15 protein-coding genes and 2 pseudogenes are annotated in these 18,070 nt (G+C 37.0%); 9 read left to right on the top strand and 8 right to left on the bottom strand.

Annotated features, from left to right (window positions below; genetic code table 11):
- Positions 1-924 (bottom strand): FecR domain-containing protein, encoded by a 924-nt coding sequence (locus tag IPH52_18445; GenBank protein MBK7056989.1) that lies wholly within the window; start codon positions 922-924, stop codon positions 1-3.
- Between the two features lie 119 nt (positions 925-1,043).
- Between IPH52_18445 and IPH52_18440 the strand changes: the two genes are divergently transcribed.
- From IPH52_18440 to IPH52_18430, 3 genes are read left to right on the top strand one after another with little or no spacing between them, the layout of a single operon-like run.
- Positions 1,044-1,673, top strand: a complete 630-nt coding sequence (locus tag IPH52_18440) for a phosphoribosylanthranilate isomerase (GenBank protein ID MBK7056988.1) — start codon at positions 1,044-1,046, stop codon at positions 1,671-1,673.
- Positions 1,657-4,197: a DNA mismatch repair protein MutS gene (gene mutS / locus IPH52_18435; GenBank protein ID MBK7056987.1), complete on the top strand. Its 2,541-nt coding sequence runs from the start codon at positions 1,657-1,659 to the stop codon at positions 4,195-4,197. Before IPH52_18440 ends, mutS begins: the two co-directional genes overlap by 17 nt.
- Complete coding sequence (locus IPH52_18430; GenBank protein MBK7056986.1) at positions 4,198-4,818, top strand: hypothetical protein; 621 nt, start codon at positions 4,198-4,200, stop codon at positions 4,816-4,818.
- Here IPH52_18430 and IPH52_18425 read toward each other — a convergent pair.
- Positions 4,815-6,130 (bottom strand): annotated as a pseudogene (locus tag IPH52_18425) (radical SAM protein). The gene IPH52_18430 and the pseudogene IPH52_18425 overlap by 4 nt on opposite strands.
- A 108-nt stretch (positions 6,131-6,238) precedes the next feature.
- On the opposite strand from IPH52_18425, the gene IPH52_18420 reads away from it, so the two are divergent.
- The 4 genes and pseudogenes from IPH52_18420 (at position 6,239) to yqeK (ending at position 9,253) form a co-directional block, all read left to right on the top strand.
- Positions 6,239-6,847, top strand: coding sequence for a hypothetical protein (locus tag IPH52_18420; GenBank protein ID MBK7056985.1), 609 nt, complete (start codon positions 6,239-6,241; stop codon positions 6,845-6,847).
- Between the two features lies 1 nt (position 6,848).
- A pseudogene (locus tag IPH52_18415) lies at positions 6,849-8,101 on the top strand (glutamate-5-semialdehyde dehydrogenase).
- The gene (gene nadD / locus IPH52_18410; GenBank protein MBK7056984.1) at positions 8,101-8,700 is read left to right on the top strand and encodes a nicotinate (nicotinamide) nucleotide adenylyltransferase; all 600 of its coding nucleotides are present in this window, start codon (positions 8,101-8,103) and stop codon (positions 8,698-8,700) included. The pseudogene IPH52_18415 and the gene nadD overlap by 1 nt, the downstream one beginning before the upstream one ends.
- Positions 8,678-9,253 (top strand): bis(5'-nucleosyl)-tetraphosphatase (symmetrical) YqeK, encoded by a 576-nt coding sequence (yqeK, locus tag IPH52_18405; GenBank protein MBK7056983.1) that lies wholly within the window; start codon positions 8,678-8,680, stop codon positions 9,251-9,253. Before nadD ends, yqeK begins: the two co-directional genes overlap by 23 nt.
- Positions 9,254-9,534: 281 nt before the next feature.
- On the opposite strand, the gene IPH52_18400 is transcribed toward yqeK, so the two are convergent.
- A complete protein-coding gene (locus IPH52_18400) occupies positions 9,535-10,386 on the bottom strand; it encodes an NAD(P)H-binding protein (protein ID MBK7056982.1) in 852 nt (283 codons plus the stop codon).
- 145 nt (positions 10,387-10,531) lie between these two features.
- Between IPH52_18400 and IPH52_18395 the strand changes: the two genes are divergently transcribed.
- Complete coding sequence (locus tag IPH52_18395) at positions 10,532-11,440, top strand: cupin domain-containing protein (GenBank protein MBK7056981.1); 909 nt, start codon at positions 10,532-10,534, stop codon at positions 11,438-11,440.
- A 58-nt stretch (positions 11,441-11,498) separates the two neighbouring features.
- Here IPH52_18395 and IPH52_18390 read toward each other — a convergent pair whose 3' ends face one another.
- From IPH52_18390 to IPH52_18380, 3 genes are read right to left on the bottom strand one after another with little or no spacing between them, the layout of a single operon-like run.
- The gene (locus IPH52_18390) at positions 11,499-11,990 is read right to left on the bottom strand and encodes a hypothetical protein (GenBank protein MBK7056980.1); all 492 of its coding nucleotides are present in this window, start codon (positions 11,988-11,990) and stop codon (positions 11,499-11,501) included.
- A gap of 17 nt (positions 11,991-12,007) precedes the next feature.
- A complete protein-coding gene (locus IPH52_18385) occupies positions 12,008-12,247 on the bottom strand; it encodes a hypothetical protein (protein MBK7056979.1) in 240 nt (79 codons plus the stop codon).
- 52 nt (positions 12,248-12,299) lie between these two features.
- Positions 12,300-13,496 (bottom strand): MFS transporter, encoded by a 1,197-nt coding sequence (locus IPH52_18380; protein MBK7056978.1) that lies wholly within the window; start codon positions 13,494-13,496, stop codon positions 12,300-12,302.
- A 277-nt stretch (positions 13,497-13,773) separates the two neighbouring features.
- Between IPH52_18380 and IPH52_18375 the strand changes: the two genes are divergently transcribed.
- On the top strand, positions 13,774-14,745 hold the full coding sequence (locus IPH52_18375; GenBank protein ID MBK7056977.1) for a hypothetical protein: 972 nt from the start codon (positions 13,774-13,776) through the stop codon (positions 14,743-14,745).
- A gap of 251 nt (positions 14,746-14,996) precedes the next feature.
- On the opposite strand, the gene IPH52_18370 is transcribed toward IPH52_18375, so the two are convergent.
- Both IPH52_18370 and IPH52_18365 read right to left on the bottom strand, forming a co-directional pair.
- Positions 14,997-16,100, bottom strand: a complete 1,104-nt coding sequence (locus IPH52_18370) for a hypothetical protein (protein MBK7056976.1) — start codon at positions 16,098-16,100, stop codon at positions 14,997-14,999.
- Between the two features lie 198 nt (positions 16,101-16,298).
- The gene (locus IPH52_18365; protein ID MBK7056975.1) at positions 16,299-17,987 is read right to left on the bottom strand and encodes a protein kinase; all 1,689 of its coding nucleotides are present in this window, start codon (positions 17,985-17,987) and stop codon (positions 16,299-16,301) included.
- Positions 17,988-18,070 lie beyond the last annotated feature (83 nt).

The raw sequence follows: 18,070 nt of genomic DNA, 5'->3' as shown, positions 1-18,070 counted from the left end.
CTAGAATTTCTTATTCGGTTCTAACTTGAGTCTATCTCTATGAATATCTTTTGATACTGGCTTCTTCTGATTAGCCGGTTTCTTAATTGCGGCTGGCTTTTTTGGTATTTTCTGAGTAGGCGGCAAAGGTTTCTTATTCAAAGCATTCCTATTCGTTATTACTATTTGTGGCTTAACAAAAGTTTGCGCTGAATTGTATTCTTGTAAAATCAATTGCTCAACCACTGGCTCGTTAGCATGAAATGCAAGCATATTCTTTGCGTCAGACTGAGAAATTCTATCGAGGGGTAAAATCTTGTTTTGCGAAAGTTCTGATTCATTGCCAACTGTGAGTTGAAATTTTTTTTCTACGAGTAAGTCACTTGCATTTCCGACTTGCTTAACATGTAATTTGCCATTTAAAACAGCGAGTTTTGTGAAGCAGGAATTTTTATCACATTCAGTGCCTTTTGGTTTTTTATTGTCGGGAATAATTTGAGCAAGAACAATACTGTCTTTTGTATTAGCGAGCGTATTTGGAGTCAGGATTGAAATTTCCTCTTGGCTGTCAGCATTAGCTATGACTAATACCTTTCCTGATTTGAGCGAAATGCTTGAAGTTGTTTCCCCATTTGTTGTTAGAAGATTTGTAACAGAGATTTCAGAATGATTCCCAAGCTTTATGTGATGATCGATTCCGAGCAAAAGTTCAGCAGAGCCATTTGCACCTGTTTTAATTAAATCATCCTTTTCCAATTCTAAATCAGTTTGCACAGGCACATTGGCATTTTTCCTTTGGATCGTAACATCGCCTTCAAACCAATATAGCTTTAATAGGAGCATATCAGTCTCCTTTCTGTCAGATACAGGATGATTTTGGTTTTGCTCTTTTTTAAAATTGCAAAACGAAAAGAATAGAATAAAAAAAGGAATAAATAGTTTCATAAACCGCCTCATGCTCATTCCACTTATCCTATTAGTTGCAATTCCTACAATAAAAAAAACTTTGCACTGTAAATTGCAAAAAACTTGTCTGTAGAAGCGTTCCATACATTGTTTCCTAAATGACAGTGCGAGTAAAAATCTGTGGAATCAAAACCATTGATACGGCTATGAGCGTAATCGATTCAGGTGGAGATTATATCGGTATCAATTTTTCTCCGGTCAGCAAACGTAGCGTAGACTTAAAGAAAGGAATGGAAGTTTTCGAATCCATCAAAAAAAGGAGCAATCATTCTCTTCTGGTTGTTGGATTGTTTTATCAAAATTCCGAAACTCAAATAAGAGAGATTCTAAGTAAAATTCCGTTTGACTTTGTTCAGTTTGTTGCCCATGATAATACTTTGAATCTAAATTTGCTGCGAAGTTTTAATCAAAAACTAATTCCGCAGGTTTCGGTTAAAGAGCCTGTTAATGATTTGTCATTTATAGAGTATGAAACCGAGTTTTTAATTTTAGATAGTTATAAAGAAGGACTAGGCGGTGGAAGTGGACAGGTATTTGAATGGGAAAATGCAAAAGCAGTGAGAAGAAAATACCTATTAGCCGGTGGACTTAAGCCCTCCAATGTAGGTAAAGCAATTAGTGTTTTACAACCATTTGGTGTTGATGTTGCATCTGGTGTAGAAACAAGCCCTGGCGAGAAAGATATTAAATTAATAGAAGAATTTATAAAAAATGCAAAAAGAATCTGATCCATTAACAACGCCTGCAATGAAACAATTTGCAGAAATAAAATCAAAACATCCCGATGGAATTTTATTTTTTAGGATGGGGGATTTTTATGAAATGTTTATGGAAGATGCAATCACCGCTTCGGCTATTCTTGATATTGCGCTCACTAAAAGACAAAATCAAATTCCAATGTGTGGAATTCCTTACCATGCAACGGAAAGTTACATTTCAAGACTTATCACTGCGCGAAAAAAAGTAGTCATCTGTGAGCAGATTAAATCAGAAGACCCAAATGTGAAACTTCTCCAAAGAGAAGTCGTTCGCATTGTGACTCCAGGCACAGTAATCGAAGAAAACCTAATTGGGTCATATAATAATAATTACTTTGCCGTTTTTTTGTTTGATTTGCGCCAAATACTTGTTGCCTTCGCAGATATATCAACTGGAGATTTATATTATTTTAGTTTTGCACGAGAAGCAAGAGAAGATTTATTTGCAACGATTCGTAAATTTGAACCGAAAGAAATTATGCTCTTAAAAGAAGAAGAAGAGTATTGGAAAAATTTTCACTTCGAAGATATTTGCGTAAATACAATTCTAAATAAATCGGAAATTGATTTTGGTAAAGCCGATAAGACTGCAAAGTTTTCTAATCTCGAAGTATTGATTCAATTTATAATCGATCGAAATTTTAAGAAAAGTAGTTTTGTTTTTAAGAATCCTGTCATCATGGATGATAGCGATTACATGGAGTTAGACGAAGACACAGTCCAAAATCTAGACCTAATCGAAAACCAAAATGAAGCAAGTAAGCATCATTCTCTTTTTACTGTATTAAATAAATGTCATACTGGAATAGGAAAACGTGTATTAAAAAACAAAATTCTATTTCCATTAAAGAGTAAAACTGCACTGGAATTTATCTGGAATCAAATTAAAATCCTAGATGCAAATAAAAAAATAAAACACCAACTCTCTGAAGAGCTTTCTGAATTTGCAGATATAGAAAGAATTATTTCTAGATTCAGAGGCGCAAAGGGTTTACCGCGTGATTTTAAAACTATTCTTAGAACAATCGAAATTGCAAAATCAATTCAGGCTTCATTAAAAGCAATTGAATATAAATTTACAATTCCGGAAATAAAACTAGATAACGTTTACTCCTTTATAGCCGCTAGACTTTCGGAAAATGAGCTTCCTCCCATACTCGGAGGAGAAGGTGCTTTCTTAAAGACTGGATTTAACCCTGAACTTGATCGAGCCAGAGAAGCAAAGACGAAAGGAAAAGACTGGATCATTGCACTTGAGGATAAAGAGCGTAAGGCGCTAGGGCTTAATACACTTAAGATTCGTTATAATAAAGTAGTAGGGTTCTATGTTGAATTATCGCGAAAAGACTCAGAGCTTGCACCAACGCGATACCAAAAGAAGCAAACACTCGTTACCTCCGAGAGATTTACTTTTGCTGAACTCGAAGACATCGAAAGAACTATTCTTGAAGCAGATGAAATTATACAATCCATCGAAAAAGAAGAATTTGAAAAAATGATGCAAGAAGTTCTAAAGGAATTTCATAGCTTCATCGCACTTTCAAAAGAAATTGGACAACTTGACTATACGCTTTCTCTTTGTGCTTGTAAAGATGAATATAACTGGGTAGCCGCTGAAATGAATGAGAAGGGCGAACTAAGTTTAATAGAAGCCCGTCATCCTGTGATTGAAAAATTTATGAAGATAGGCGAAAGGTTTGTGGGTAATGATGTTTATCTCAATAGAACCAATTCTTCTATTGCAATTCTTACGGGTCCGAATATGGCGGGTAAGTCTACCTATATGCGCCAAATCGCTCTTTGCCAGATACTCTTTCAAATGGGTTCTTACATTCCCGCAAAGAAAGCAAATCTTTCTATAGTGGATAAACTATTTACACGTATTGGTTCTGGGGATGATATTACAACTGGTCAGTCTACGTTCTTTGTTGAAATGAAAGAGACAGCTCATATCCTAAAAAATAAAACTCCTGATAGCCTTGTATTATTTGATGAAATAGGACGCGGCACTTCCACTTATGATGGAATGAGCCTTGCATGGGCAATTTTAGAGCATCTATCAGCCGAAAGGCAAACAAAGACCAAGACTATCTTTGCAACGCATTACCATGAGTTAACCCAACTAGAAAAAGAGTCAGGCATTTTTAATCTATATATGGATACAGTAGAAGACAAAGAAGAAATCATATTCTTGAAAAAAGTCCGTATGGGTAAAGCAAAGAAATCATTTGGTATCTATGTAGCAAAGCTTGCCGGTGTGCCCGATGAAATCATTGGGCGTGCTAAGATTTTACTCGAAGGTCTTGAATCCAAGAAAAAAGAAATTAAACTAAAACCAGTAGAAGAGCCTCTTTTATTTCCAAAAGAAACAGAAGCAAACATCCAGCAAACAAAGATTATCCGCGAGTTAGAAAAAATTCAAATTGAAAGTATTACTCCTATCGAAGCATTGCAAATCTTAAATGAATTAAAGAAACTAACGAGGAATGTATAAGTGCAAGATTTGAGTAACATACTATTTTGCGGTGCCTTTGAGGGGGAAACCGATCATTTGAGTAAGTATGCCAATCTCAAAGTATACAATACCGGCGTTGGTTTTATGGATACTTTATATAACCTGCAAAGATATTTATCGAAGATGAAAGACATTAAATCGATTGTATTTCTAGGATCGGCTGGATGTTATCGCCATTCGAAGCGGAAGATTGGCGACATTGCTTATTCAAATAAATTTGTATATAGAGACATCGCAGAAATAAAAGGAATGGCAAAAGTGCCTGACGTCATAGGCAAACATCTATTAACCGACTCAGACCCGAGATTTACTCCCTTTATAAAAAATCAAAAACTAGTCGAGGCAATCACCAATTCTACTAATTACGTTACTCTTGTAGACCTTACAATGGAAGAATTAGTGGATTCCCTCTATGACGTCGATCTAGAAAATATGGAAGCATTTCCAATTGCCTATGTCGCTACTCGTCTTTCTATTCCCTTCACGGCATTTTTTTATATCACAAATTATGTAGGGGCTAACGGCAGTGTAGATTGGAACCAAAACTGGCGACATGGTTCCAATATTTTACAAAAAGAGATTTTGAAGTTTGTGCTTTAAGCTCTTCCCTTATACCCAATCACATCCATAAAAGCAGAAACGGAAAACACCGCTTTACCCGGACCGGGTTCGCCGTATCCGGGAGGAACCGGAAGATTGTATTTTTCAAATGTATTTTTCCATACGGTGAGGAGTTCACAAAAATATTCGAGTGGGGGACCTGCTTGTGTTCCTAGCGTTGTGTAAGGCTCAGGGCACCAGGCAGTGAAGCGGGGCATGATTCCTTTTGACATGAAAAATCTAAACCTTCGCCGGTTGACTTGACTGCTTCGGCAACTGTTGCGAAACCGTAGGGTTCGGAGAGTTCGACTCCACCTACGAAGTTTGGTATGACGTGTGAAGGTCCAAATACTTCTGCGGAGTCAACGATGCGCCTAATCCATGTATCCCGTCCGATCCAAGAAGCTTTACCCGGACAGATTTTATCGAATAGATTTGGATCCCATACTTCGTAGTTAGGATGATAGACTTTAATGCCTGCGTCTGCGAATTTTTTACAGTCTTCTTTTTCAAATGCTTGTGCGACTAGTTTACCCATCCAACGTCCCGGAAAATGTTTTTCGATTTCAGTTGGATATTCTAAATAAAAGTCGACTTCGTTTTTTTTCTTGAGTGTGGTTAATACCGATCCGCCGGTGATTGTGTAGACTTTGGCAACGCTGTCTTCTTTGTCAATCCAACTCATGACTTCGATAATGTCTTCGATGTCTTTTACGCCTGTGTAAGGACGACCTGCATTTTTTTGTTGGCGGTAGTTGTGGTTAATATCGCAATAGGCGCACTCTTCTTCTTTTCCGAAATATTGACAATTACGAAATACTGTGAGGTAAATGAGATATCCCCATTCGATTACAGGTGCAATTTCTCCTGGAATTTTTCCGCTCTTTGTTTTGTGTTTATACCAACTTGGAATTGGTGGAAATTCTAAAGAGCCGAGATTTACTTCGCCGATATATAGGCAGGGTTTATTGTCGAATAGCCGCACTACGTAAGGAGATTCAGGATTATTGCGCGTGGATATTACTGTTGGTAATAAATTAAAATGTCCTCCTGATATTTTTATCTCTTCGGGAGTTTTGTAAGCGATGCCTTTTTCCATGTCCGCGACAGGAATATGATCGAAGGAAAAAATAAAGTAGTCTTTCGATTTGAACTCTGAGCCAGTGAGGGATTCTGGAGAAAAATTAATTCCAATTCGAAGCACGTCTTGTTTTAGAATTGCTTCCATCGGGATATTCTTGTATTGTTTCTCCATTTGTTCTAAAAGGGCAATGGTAGAAATTTGTCTTTGTTTTGGGTTTTTAATATCAATAGTTGCCATACACGTTTAGACTTTTTTCGATTCCTTAGTTTGCAAGCGAGAATTATTTTCTAGTTTATTTTTTTGCCCTTATTATAATTCTAGAGATAGGCAGTAAAAATGGAAGAAATTACAAAACCAGAAAAAGTGGAAGCAGATTCTCTAAGAGATATGAGTGTTGTCTTTTTTAAATCACTCAATGATTTTATTCTATTTACGAGTGGATACTATGAAATGGCAGCAGAGCCACCGCGTGGAATCGTTCCATTCTTGGACAACCCAAATTTTGTGGTAGAAGTGGCAGCTTTGCAAACTGCTTCGGTTTCTTTTATGGCTTCGCTTTTTCAAGGAAGGCTAATGATTCCTGCCCTTGCCATCGAATACTTTCTGAATAATCGAATTCAAACGGAAATGATTTTTAATCTTTTAAAAGCAAAAGAAATTGTTCCCGATGAAGAAAACTTCCTGCGTTGTCTGTCTGGAATTGACAAAGACAATATAGATGTAAATGATAAAATGGTCAATGGAATTCTAACTGGATCGGCACTCCTTGCGAGAGATTCTTTTTATTCAACTGTTTCTCATTTACTCGATACTACTCCTGCGGGGCAATTAAACATTACCCGTAATGCGCTTAACACAGTCTTATCCGCAATTACTTCTTATATTGAAACAAGAAGCATTGCCACTGCCACATCCAAAATATACAATCTTGAAGAAGGAATCTAAAATGAGCGATTCAAAAGAATACACTGATACAATTGCACGTAAAGCAAGTGCGGCTAAGAGAGAAATCCGCACACTCAAATCTAGTTTTAAAAATGAAGTATTAAGGCTACTAGCAGAAGATATTTTAAAAAATAAAGAATCAATCATTTCGGAAAATGCAAAAGACATTGCAGCTGGCAAAGAGAAAAATCTAAGTCCAGCTCTTTTAGACAGGCTTTTACTAAACGAAAAAAGAATTGAATCTCTAGCGAATTCTGTTTTAGAAATTGCGGCTCTTCCCGATCCAATTGGTGAGGTAGTAAGAGGAGTTCATTTGCCGAATGGAATTGAACTAGTTAGTAAGCGTGTGCCTTTAGGCGTAGTCCTTGTTATCTACGAGTCACGTCCGAATGTTACAATTGATGTTGGAGCACTCTGTTTTAAATCTGGAAACGTAGCAATCTTACGCGGTGGAAGTGAAGCGATACATTCCAATTTAGTTCTAATCAATATTTTTAAGAATGTGCTAAATAAAAAAAATATTTCAGAGGACGCAGTTTTATTTGTAGATAAGACAGATAGAGCGCATATCGTATCTTTACTTGTAAAAGACAAAGAAATTGATATTGTCGTGCCTCGGGGCGGAGAAGGGCTTATTAGCTTTGTCACAGAGAATTCTAAAATTCCTGTCGTGAAGCATGATAAAGGAGTCTGCAATATATTTGTAGATGCCTCGGCTGATTTTGATAAGGCGGTTAATATTCTATTAAACGCAAAGACGCAACGCCCTGGAGTTTGCAATGCAGTAGAAAATGTTGTCATTCATAAAGACTTCCCTCGCACAAAGGATTTATTATCAGCTCTCAAAGCAAAGGGCGTAGAATTACTGTTAGATGAGCCACTTTTAAAGCTATTCCCCGATGCAAAGAAAGCGACTGATGAAGAGTATGCGCTAGAATTTTTGGATTTACGTTTGTCTTTTAAAACTGTATCGAATATAGAAGAAGCCTTTACGTTCATTGAAAAGTATTCTTCCGGACATTCAGAAGCAATTCTTTCAGAAGACCACAAAAGTATCGAGCAATTCTTGACTCAATTAGCTTCTGCTGCTCTTTTTGTAAATTGCTCTACTCGTTTTCATGATGGGGAGAATTCGGATTTGGCGCTGAGGTTGGAATTTCTACGGGTAAACTGCATGTTCGCGGTCCTATGGGATTAGTTCATTTAACTACTACAAAAACAATTCTACGCGGGGATGGACAAGTCAGAGGCTAATGATTGGTATCTACGGGGGAAGTTTTGATCCTCCTCATATTGGTCATCTAGGAGTTATTTTGCATTTCTGGAATATATTTCCTGAATGTAAAAAACTCCTTTTAGTTCCGAATTATATATCTCCTTTTAAAAAAACAAAGGGTGCTAGCGAGCAAAATATTATCGCAATGCTAGAAATTTTAATTCAGGAAAAATCTATCTTGAATACTGTCGTGGAAGATGTAGAAATTCTTAAAAAAGAAACAAGTTATACGATTGATACCATTGAGTTTATACATGAGAAATATCCAAATGAGGAATTGTATTTTATCATTGGAATTGATAATCTAAAGAAATTTCCTCTCTGGAAAGAGTATAAAAAAATCTTAGAGTCTACAAAGCTTTTAATCTTTGATAGAGACTTAGGGAATAAAACTGAATTGTCTTTTGAACTAAAAGAGTTTTCCGAAAGAATTGTATTTGTAGACAATCCACTAATAGAGGCGAGTTCATCGGTAATTCGTGATTTGCCACATCATAAGAGAAATGCATTTTTAACCAATCAAATACTACATTACATAGAAGAAGAAGAATTATATGGATTTAGAAAAACAAATTGAATACTTTGTCAAATTAGTGCCAGAGGAAGTAACGCATTCTCGGTTCTATCACTCGATTCGGGTAGCACAATTAGCGGAACGGTTTTCTTCGTTGCATGGATTTTATTCGCCACGTAAAGCCTTTCTTGCTGGAATCTTGCATGATATCACCAAACAAAGGACAAAGGATTTTCATATAGAAATATTTCATCGTCATGGATTTGATTTTACTATTTTGCCAGAGCCCGCCTACCATCCGTTTTCCGCTGAGTATTATTTGCGCGATAAATACCAATTTGCCGATGAAGAAATTCTTTCGGCAGTGAAAAATCATACGCTGGGAGGAGAGAATTTAGCTCTACTCGATCAAATACTTTTTGTATCTGATTTTTTGGGGTCTGATTTTGCTATGAGGCAGACTCACTATGCAAATTGGCTTAGTGAGACTGAAAAGAAATTAGCGTTTGGGATTGTATTAAAATCGAAAAAAGTAATGGAAGAGTTATTAGAAAAGAGTCATCCTATACACCCGACGACTCTTGCGACATACAATTATTATGTGAAAGAATTATAGGTGTGATTTAATGTGTCACCCCCGAAATTCCACCCGCTATCGCCCAATGTCATTAAGATAAGAGTTTTTCACCACGAAGAGCACGAAGTTCACGAAGGGGTTTATGATGGAATCCTTTTTTTCTTCGTGTTCTTCGTGCCCTTCGTGGTGAATTCTTTTTTCTTTTATCTTAACTTAATGACATTGAGCGATGTCGGGGCTCTCAAGAAGTTGAGACCCCCGACAGAAAATTTCGGGGGTGACAGAAAGGTATTTTTCGTGCCTCTGTGGCTAATTTAGTTTTACCCTAACCAGGCTTGTTTGTTTTCCTTTGCATAATCGTCAAAGGAAATTGGATCTTTACCTGTGATTTGTTTTACCGAATCAACGATAGGAGAAGCATTTCCCTGTTTTAAAGATGCCGCAATGTAATTCATAAAGTCAGCGTAGTCTTCCGGTAAGCCACCTGTAAGTAATGCCTTTTTAAATTCTTCGGGAGTAATATCTACATAAGCAATAGATAATCCTGTCGCATTAGAAAGCTTAGCCGCTACTTCTGAGTGATTGATTGCTTCTTTTCCTGTTAGTGCGAATGCTTTGTTGTCGTTTGCATTCGTAGTTAAGAGGGTAATGGCAGTTGCCGCAATGTCTTTTACATTGATAAAGCTGACCTTTGCATCACCACCTGGAAAAAAAATCTTTTTATCTTTTAGAATTCCACCAATCCAATAGGTTTGGAAGTTTTGCATAAACCAATTCGGACGAATGATATTGTATTTTAAACCTGAATTTTCTAATTCTAATTCTAATTTACGAAATGGTGCTTCAGGAGGAGCGTGCTCTACACCCATAGCTGTGTTTAATACAAATTTACTTAACTTAACTGTCTTTGCTTTTGTAAGCCAGGGACTTAGTATCGCATACTGGTTTGTTAGGCCCGGTGGTGCAATAAAAAAAGCTGCTTCTACTTTTTCTAACACAGAAAGTCCTTCTTCTGGTTTTTGTGCGTCTGCGAAAACCCAATGTAGATTAGCCGCTTTTCTTCCATTTTCTGGGTGTCTACTTCCTGCGTAAACTTCATGACCTTTTTCTAAAAGTCCTTCTACTACTTTACTTCCAATACTTCCATTTGCTCCATAAACAAAAACTTTCATTTAAATCTCCTAGTTAGATTACATTAATTAATTGTGTACAGAATTAGACACTAATATTCTTTTCTGAGAATATCCATAAGAAAAAAAAGAATATCCAATCGTATAAATATATAGACATTTAGATATTCAGATTCAAAATGAACTTATGGATATACTTTCAGAAATAATTAATGATTCTAGATGGAAAGGAAATTTACTTGCAAGAAATTCATTTTATAAGCCATGGGGATTAAAATTTCCCTGTGAAAAAAGTGCAGGATTTCATATAGTCACTCAGGGAAAGTGCTTTGTCCGATACAAATCTAAATCTATTTTATTGACAAAGGGTGATATCGTATTTATGGCAAGAGGGTTTATACATGAATTAGCCTCACATGAAAATCAAAAGGCAATGGATATAAAGAAGTTTAAGGAGATTGCGGAAGAAATTTTAGAAAATCGAAATCCGATTACAAGTTTTTTATCAGTTCGTTATGAAATCGGAAATGCACCGATGCATCCTTTCTTTTTGGAGTTACCGGATGTTATCCTCATTCGTTCCGATGAAATTCCTACACATCATCCTTTACAAACAACATTAGTTTTAATTTCACAGGAATTGGATAGAGGAATAGGCTCAGATATTTTGCTTCAAAAATTATCAGATATTCTCTTGTATTATGTGATTCGACACTGGATGGAAACACATCCATCTGAAACACCTGGATGGCTTTCTGCCTTAAAAGATGATAAAATTTTACTGGCATTAGAATCACTTCATTTACATCACTCCAAAGGCTGGACTATAGAATCTTTAGCTGGTAGAGTTGGAATTTCTCGCGCAACGCTTGCAAACAGATTTAAAGAAACACTCGGTTCTAGTCCTATGGAATATTTAGCAAGATTAAGAATAGAAAAAGGTAAACAACTATTAGCCGATGACCGTATGTCGTTAGAAGAAGTGGCTCGAGCAGTAGGATACTCATCTGCCTTCGCATTTTCAAAAGCGTATAAACGAATTCAAGGATTTTCCCCAATCCAACATCGTGATATTCAATGGAAGAAGGGTTCCTAGTCTATTGAATCATCTGTTTCGGGATTGTGAAAAAACCTTCTTTGCTTTTACATAATCCCTAGCGTGAATACTTTATAATATCGTCTTTTTCTTCTTGGTCTTTGTCGATGTTTGGGCTTTCTACTGAATAGCCTTCTTCGGGAAGAACGTCAAATTCTATGCTATCCATTACTTCTTCTTCGAAGGCAACCTGTAACCGGTATTTGCCGGGACTTAAACGAATGAATCTGTCTTTGAGGGAACTAGTTTCTGCTTCGAGCATCTTTTTCTTAAGATCTATTTCTACAAATCCCATGGATTCTTTTTCGAGTGTCACTACAAACTCAACGCCTTCTCCGGGATGACGGGAGAAGGTGTAGATATAATGAATAGTATCTGATGGGGAAAATATTAAATTAACCCTTGTCATCTTAAAATCAGTTACCATATAGAGCTCACGCTCTAACACGCTTTTGTTTTCATCTTGAGTAGTTGCCCAACCGAATTCCCCTTTCGAAGGACCACAGTTAATGAAAAACGCAAGAGTAATTAGAAAAAGTAATCGTATCAAGAAATTGTCTCCTAGGTTTAAGAATCGGATAATTTTGCCTTTTCCCCGTCATTTTTATCCTCATCTAGAATTCTTGCTCGATCTGAAATATCTTTCTCACGACTGCCTGAACGGTAAATGAATGGATTTTGACGGCTCTCCTGGTTTTCTCCTTGTGGGTTTTGGATTTGGGAGAAAAAAAAGATTCCTTTGAATAAACCGCGAATAAATCTGAATATAAGATAAATAATTAATGAAATGAATAAAAATTTAATCATTCCTAATCTTACCCCTACCTTCGCGTATTAGTCAAATGGTTTTTTTATTTGATTACATCTCTCTTAGGCTACCACGAATTCGAAGTGTTGTATCTAATAGAGTGTAGCCGACACCCGCTGAGAGGGCAAAGAGAGAAATGATTTGCCAGGCTATTTGAAAATTAAAATCAACCCATTCTAAAATTTTCCCGCCAATATAAGGACCTGCTGACCAACCTGCCACAGCCGTCATTGCATAAAGTCCCATGTATCGCCCGATCATCTTCTCAGGTGCAAGTTTGGCTACGCTTGTTTGCGAGAGTGGCATTACAAATACTTCGCCGAGTGAAATACAAAAAAGAATTCCAGCATAGGCATAAATTGAATTTGCATAGCCTGCAAGTAGATAGCCACTCATATAAAGAAAGGAGCCGATAGACATGCCGTATAACGGTCTAATTTTACTTGTGAGGAAACGTGAGACTGGAATTTGAAATAGAAAAACAGTAAAGCCATTGATAGCAAAGATATAGCCTATGAGACTTGCATCTAATTTTTTATAGGAACTCAAGAACACGGAGAGAGAGGAGAACATTTGCGAAATGGTAATGCTGAGGAAAAATGAAATTAGACAGAAGACTAGAAAAAGTTTGTCTTCTGCTATAGTCAAAATATTTGAGCGAGTTCTTTTATCGTCCAATTTTACAATATCAATATAGTGTCTGGAAATGAGGATAGCACCGATTAGACTGAAAAGTCCGGAAATTAGAAATAAAGACGAGAAAGAAATTTTAACCAAATAGCCCGCGAGAATCGGACCTAGCATCCAGGAAAAATTTCCGGCTACACGAATGCGACTAAATCCATGAATGAAGTCATTTAGCGGTAAATGATCCGAAAGCGCAGCTTGTGCCACCGGCTGAAACATCGAAGCGCATACATAGCTGAGACCTAAAAAAGAAACAACATAGATATAATGCATTTCTAGTTTCATGCATAGGACTGCGATGCAAATCAGAATTGCACGTAGTATCTGCGAGTAAGACATTATATTCTTTCTGCCTATTAGATCAGATATTTCTCCACTGTATACTTGAAATATAGAACGAAAAAAGGCTGTTAAAATAAAAAAGATTCCTACCTCTGCAACGGATAACGCATATTGTTCGGTGAGAAATATAGATAGAAAAGGAAGCATGGTAGCAAACCCAAACGCGGAAAACATCCAACTAAATAGAAGAATATAAAAAGGTTTTCCGTAAGGTTTCATGATTGCAAGGATTTTCGATTTATGAATATTGTCTAGGTAAATAGATAAGAGGGCATTATTGTCTTTAAGTTATGAATCTATACTGTCATTTCGAACATCGCTTGACTGTTGGGTTTGTGACTCGGTAAATGAGTAGATGTGAGAAATCTATCTGGCAATAAAACGATTAAATTCGAATGCACACTGGAGCAAAATTTCATCGCGGGAAGCTTGATAGACCTCTCACGGCGCTAACTCGGAAGATGCTAGTTCGAGGTGACAGGAGTAGTCCATAGTTATGAAACAATATATAATTTTATTATTAATAATATCATTTAGTCTTTTCGCAGAAGAGGCTAACAAAAAGTATTCGATAGAAAAAGAAAATTTTATGGGACTTGAAAATTCATGGCGAGTGAAGATGGGAAATTTAGAATTTCTAATCCCAACGGAAATTGGACCTAGAATTTTACATTTTTCTAAAATAGGTAAACCAAATCTTTTTCGAGTAATAGAAGATCAAATCCAAAATAGAAGCGCACCAAATTGGCAAAACTTTGGTGGTCACAGACTCTGGCGTGCTCCTGAAGATAGGACACTTACGTATTCGCCAGAAAATTCTAAAGTAAGCATAGAGGATAATCAAGATTATATCCGAATTTCCAAACTGGATGCGTTAAATTCCCTTTTAAAGGAAATGGAAATTTATCCAAATGGAGAAAATTCTCTTCGGGTAGTGCATAGACTGACTAATAAAAGTAAGACTGATACAAGAGTGTCAGCCTGGGCACTTACAGTTCTACCTTTAGCGGGTAAAGCCATTTTGCCGCTCACCAAAAGAGGACTTCATTCTGAGAATTTGCTCGCGACGGATTCTATTCATCTCTGGACATATACGGATATGACTGATCCGACTTATCTATGGGGAAAAGAATTCATAGTAATGCAAAAAAAAGAAAATAGCAATTTACCTCAAAAAATCGGAGTAGGTGGGGAAAAACTCTGGGCGGCTTATGTTCTAGACGATCAGTTGTTTATCAAAAAATATTCCATAACGGCTACTCGCTCTTATCCCGATAGGAATTCCCGCGTAGAAGTATTTATCAATAAAAAATTCGTAGAGCTAGAAACCCTAAGTCCACTCATTCGCTTAAAAGAAAAGGAATCGGTTACTCATACCGAGATTTGGTATTTGCATACACTTCCGTCGAATACTTTTACCAATGAGGAGATTGTGAAGTATGTGAAAGAGGCTTTGGGCGAGAGATAATCTTGCGATACGGGAACGCAATACAATTAAGATTTTTTTACCACGAAGAGCGCGAAGATCACGAAGGTAAGGAATAAAATTCAATTTATATTCTTCGTGTTCTCTGTGCTCTTCGTGGTAAATATCTTTTGGTGTTTCCTGAGAGGGCGATGTATGAACCTTACTATGAATGATACTATCAAAGATACTCTCCTCTATACTTGTAAAATTTAAACAGTATGTTTAATAGTATCATAGAGAGTATCTTTGAGTTATAGCTTTCCATAATTCATTCCCCCCATTTGAAAGCGGGGGATAACAGGCCAATGCCGGTAGAACTTTCCGACTTCGGAGGAAGGTTGGATGTTTTTAAAGCGAGGATCGCGTTTGTTTACATCAGCGAGAAGTTTTTCCTTTACCATAGAGTCGTATTGTTCTAGAGAGTCTTCCTGCGTATTTGCATTTAGGATTACTTCGCGGTTATAGAATTTTGCATAGGCTTTGAGACCTGGAATTTTAGAATGCTCGGGAAAATAAGAATCGAGAGATACTCCATTTTCGGAAGAAACCCATATTCCATCCGGAGTATTAATGCAAAGACTGTGATTACCGTCTGTATGCCCCGGTGTGTGGATAAGGGCAATTCCATACCCTAGTTCAACGTCTCCGTCGATTAGAATTAGGTTTCTCTCATCTAAATCCTGCACACATTCAGTTACATACCAAGCCCATTGCATTGGATGAGGAGAACGAAGAGTATCCATTTCTTTTTTTTGAAAGATAAATTTTGCATTTGGGAAGAATGGCTTTCTATTTTCTGTCTCGCCTGGCATCGGACGAGTTGTCCCCATTAACAAACGAAGGTCTTGCACATGTAGATGATCAAAGCTTACATAGTCAACATCTTCCGGTTCAATGCCTGCTTTTCTAACTGCGGATAATAAGGTATTAAACTCAGTTGTTAGAACCTTATAGGATAAAAATTCTCCATAACGTTTGATTAATTGTTTAAAGAAAGGAGCTTTCGCTGAGCCTTCTCGAACGGTCGGTTCCCAGGCTAGTATTTTGGAATGACCATTGAAGTCTTTGAATTTTACAAGCACAAGTCTGTTTAGAATATTGACAAAGGGGTTAATCCCGATAGCCGCTCCCGCATAGGCAAACTCTAAAGGGTAGGCGGCAGTTACCAGATCAACGGACTTGACTGCTTCCATTTCTCCATTCTGTTTAAATCTTCTTTTGAAATCATCTACGACAATTTTCATATGTGTAAATTTTTCCCCTTTAAGGGAAACGGAAGCTAGACTTTTAAATTCCTGGATATATCTAAGAGGCACTGTTTGTAGATTTGAATGATTCATGGGTTGCAAGCTCATTTACAAAATAAGCATTTCATTTCGTCAAGCTTAAAGTTTTTGAAACCCATCATGAGGGCAGGAGGAGATTTTGCTTTTTTTAATCATCTGCGTTGATCTCTGCATATCCGGTTTGTTGAGGGGAAGGGAGATCGTAAAACGACCCCTTTTTACTCTACTGGCAAGAAAATCTTATCTTTAATCCACTGATTAACCCATTTACTTCTTCTTCATAATAATCTTACCATTCTCCCAGTGCCCGCTGATGACAGTGCCATCGCTTTGGATGAGTTTACCGTTTCCGTCAAGTTTACCGTTGTGGAAATCTCCGATATATACCCTTGCACCGGGAAGAAGGATGGTGCCTTTTCCTTCCGGGATCATTTCTCCGTTGATTAAGCGGATATCTCCTTTGTAAAGGGATTGGTCTCTGGTGTAGAAGATTCCATGTTTGCCATCGGGTTCTCCCTTTACAAATTGACCGGCAAAATAGGAGCCATCACTAAAAAAATACGCGCCTTGACCGTCGGGTTGATTGTTCTTAAAATAGCCTGCATAATGCGCACTGTATTTTTCTAGTTTTTCATCCGCGAAGTTGGTTAATGTCCCGTATCCGTAAAACTCTCCATCTATAAAACTTCCTTCATACTTTGCTTTTACGGAATACATAAAGTATTCTCCTTTGCCTTGCTTCTTTCCGTTCTTGAATTCGCCTATATAGATGTTCTTTGGGTCATTTGGATTTTGTGGGGAATATATATATTTGCCTTTGCCATCTCTACAATCCCCGATTACGCAACAATTCTCGCAGGTCTCAGTAATAAAATATCGCGCAGCTCCATAGCTGATTAAGATTGCAAGACTACCGGTTAGAATCGCATACATTGCAATTAGTTTTCTATTCTTTTTAAAGGACTCTGATTTTTGTTCTTCTATTCGCAAAACGATAGATTCGATTGCATCTGCCATTTCCTTACAGGAAGAGTAACGATTGGCTTTGTTTTTCTCGCAGGCTTTGCGGATAATTACTTGTAACTCATCAAGATTCATTTCTTCTTTTTCAATTTTTTTGAGATCTTCTTTAGTTAATCTTGATTTCAGGTCGGGTATACTGGTTGTTAAATGCATTTCTGTCAATTTGTCTTTGTCTAAGGATTCGAAAGGCAGGCTACAAGTAAGCATTTCAAAAAATAAAATTCCGAGTGAATAAATATCAGATTTCTGGTCTATGTCTTTGGAGTTTTGTATCTGCTCCGGACTCATATACTCTAAAGTTCCGCCTTTTTCGATTGTGTTTTTCTTTTGTGTCTTATCAATTGCAATTCCGAAGTCACTGATAAATACATCATTCGATTCACGTAGAATTATATTATGCGGTTTAATGTCTCTATGAGCTAATAAATTTTTAGAGTGAGCAAAATCAAGGGAGCGAAGAATTTTTATCATAGACTTACACACAGTAAGACTCGGCATTTTTTTATGGTGAGCATTTAGGTCAGAAAGGACTTTCTCAAGCGAGCCTTTTTCTCCATATTCCATGATAAAAAAAGGTCTGCCTTCTGCTTTTCCATAATCGACCATTTCTACAATATTGGGATGCTTGACGTTAGCCGCTATTTGTGCTTCCTTCAAAAAGTTATTAGCGAGTGCAGTATCTAGAGCTAGATTTGCATTGAGTAGTTTAATCACAACCTTTCGATTTAAAGACACTTGTTCGCCAAGGAAGATTGAGCCCATTCCTCCTTGTCCAATTTTTTCTATATGGGTAAACTTAGGCTCTAGAGTTCGTTTTAGAAATTCTAAGTCTTGATCTAGGTCTGAAATGGCATCAGGCATTTTATTGCCACAAGAAAAACAAAACTTTGCATTAGGAGTTAACTGGGTATTACATTTAGGACAATTGCTCATTAGAACTTTTTATTTATCTAGGAATATTGAGTCAAGAGTTTTGAAAAGTAAAACAGTTTTTTCGTATTTAGTTAATTTATTCT

The organism is Leptospiraceae bacterium (genome assembly GCA_016708435.1).
In the GTDB taxonomy this organism is placed as follows: domain Bacteria; phylum Spirochaetota; class Leptospiria; order Leptospirales; family Leptospiraceae; genus UBA2033.
Note: the sequence above shows the minus strand (reverse complement) of the source record. Positions and strands in the feature narration are given on the sequence as shown.

Coding starts and splice junctions, on each gene's coding strand:
- IPH52_18445 (MBK7056989.1), bottom strand. CDS start 924: ATGAAACTATTTATTCCTTTTTTTATTCTATTCTTTTCGTTTTGCAAT.
- IPH52_18440 (MBK7056988.1), top strand. CDS start 1,044: ATGACAGTGCGAGTAAAAATCTGTGGAATCAAAACCATTGATACGGCT.
- mutS (MBK7056987.1), top strand. CDS start 1,657: ATGCAAAAAGAATCTGATCCATTAACAACGCCTGCAATGAAACAATTT.
- IPH52_18420 (MBK7056985.1), top strand. CDS start 6,239: ATGGAAGAAATTACAAAACCAGAAAAAGTGGAAGCAGATTCTCTAAGA.
- nadD (MBK7056984.1), top strand. CDS start 8,101: ATGATTGGTATCTACGGGGGAAGTTTTGATCCTCCTCATATTGGTCAT.
- yqeK (MBK7056983.1), top strand. CDS start 8,678: ATGGATTTAGAAAAACAAATTGAATACTTTGTCAAATTAGTGCCAGAG.
- IPH52_18400 (MBK7056982.1), bottom strand. CDS start 10,386: ATGAAAGTTTTTGTTTATGGAGCAAATGGAAGTATTGGAAGTAAAGTA.
- IPH52_18395 (MBK7056981.1), top strand. CDS start 10,532: ATGGATATACTTTCAGAAATAATTAATGATTCTAGATGGAAAGGAAAT.
- IPH52_18385 (MBK7056979.1), bottom strand. CDS start 12,247: ATGATTAAATTTTTATTCATTTCATTAATTATTTATCTTATATTCAGA.
- IPH52_18380 (MBK7056978.1), bottom strand. CDS start 13,496: ATGAAACCTTACGGAAAACCTTTTTATATTCTTCTATTTAGTTGGATG.
- IPH52_18375 (MBK7056977.1), top strand. CDS start 13,774: ATGAAACAATATATAATTTTATTATTAATAATATCATTTAGTCTTTTC.
- IPH52_18370 (MBK7056976.1), bottom strand. CDS start 16,100: ATGAGCTTGCAACCCATGAATCATTCAAATCTACAAACAGTGCCTCTT.
- IPH52_18365 (MBK7056975.1), bottom strand. CDS start 17,987: ATGAGCAATTGTCCTAAATGTAATACCCAGTTAACTCCTAATGCAAAG.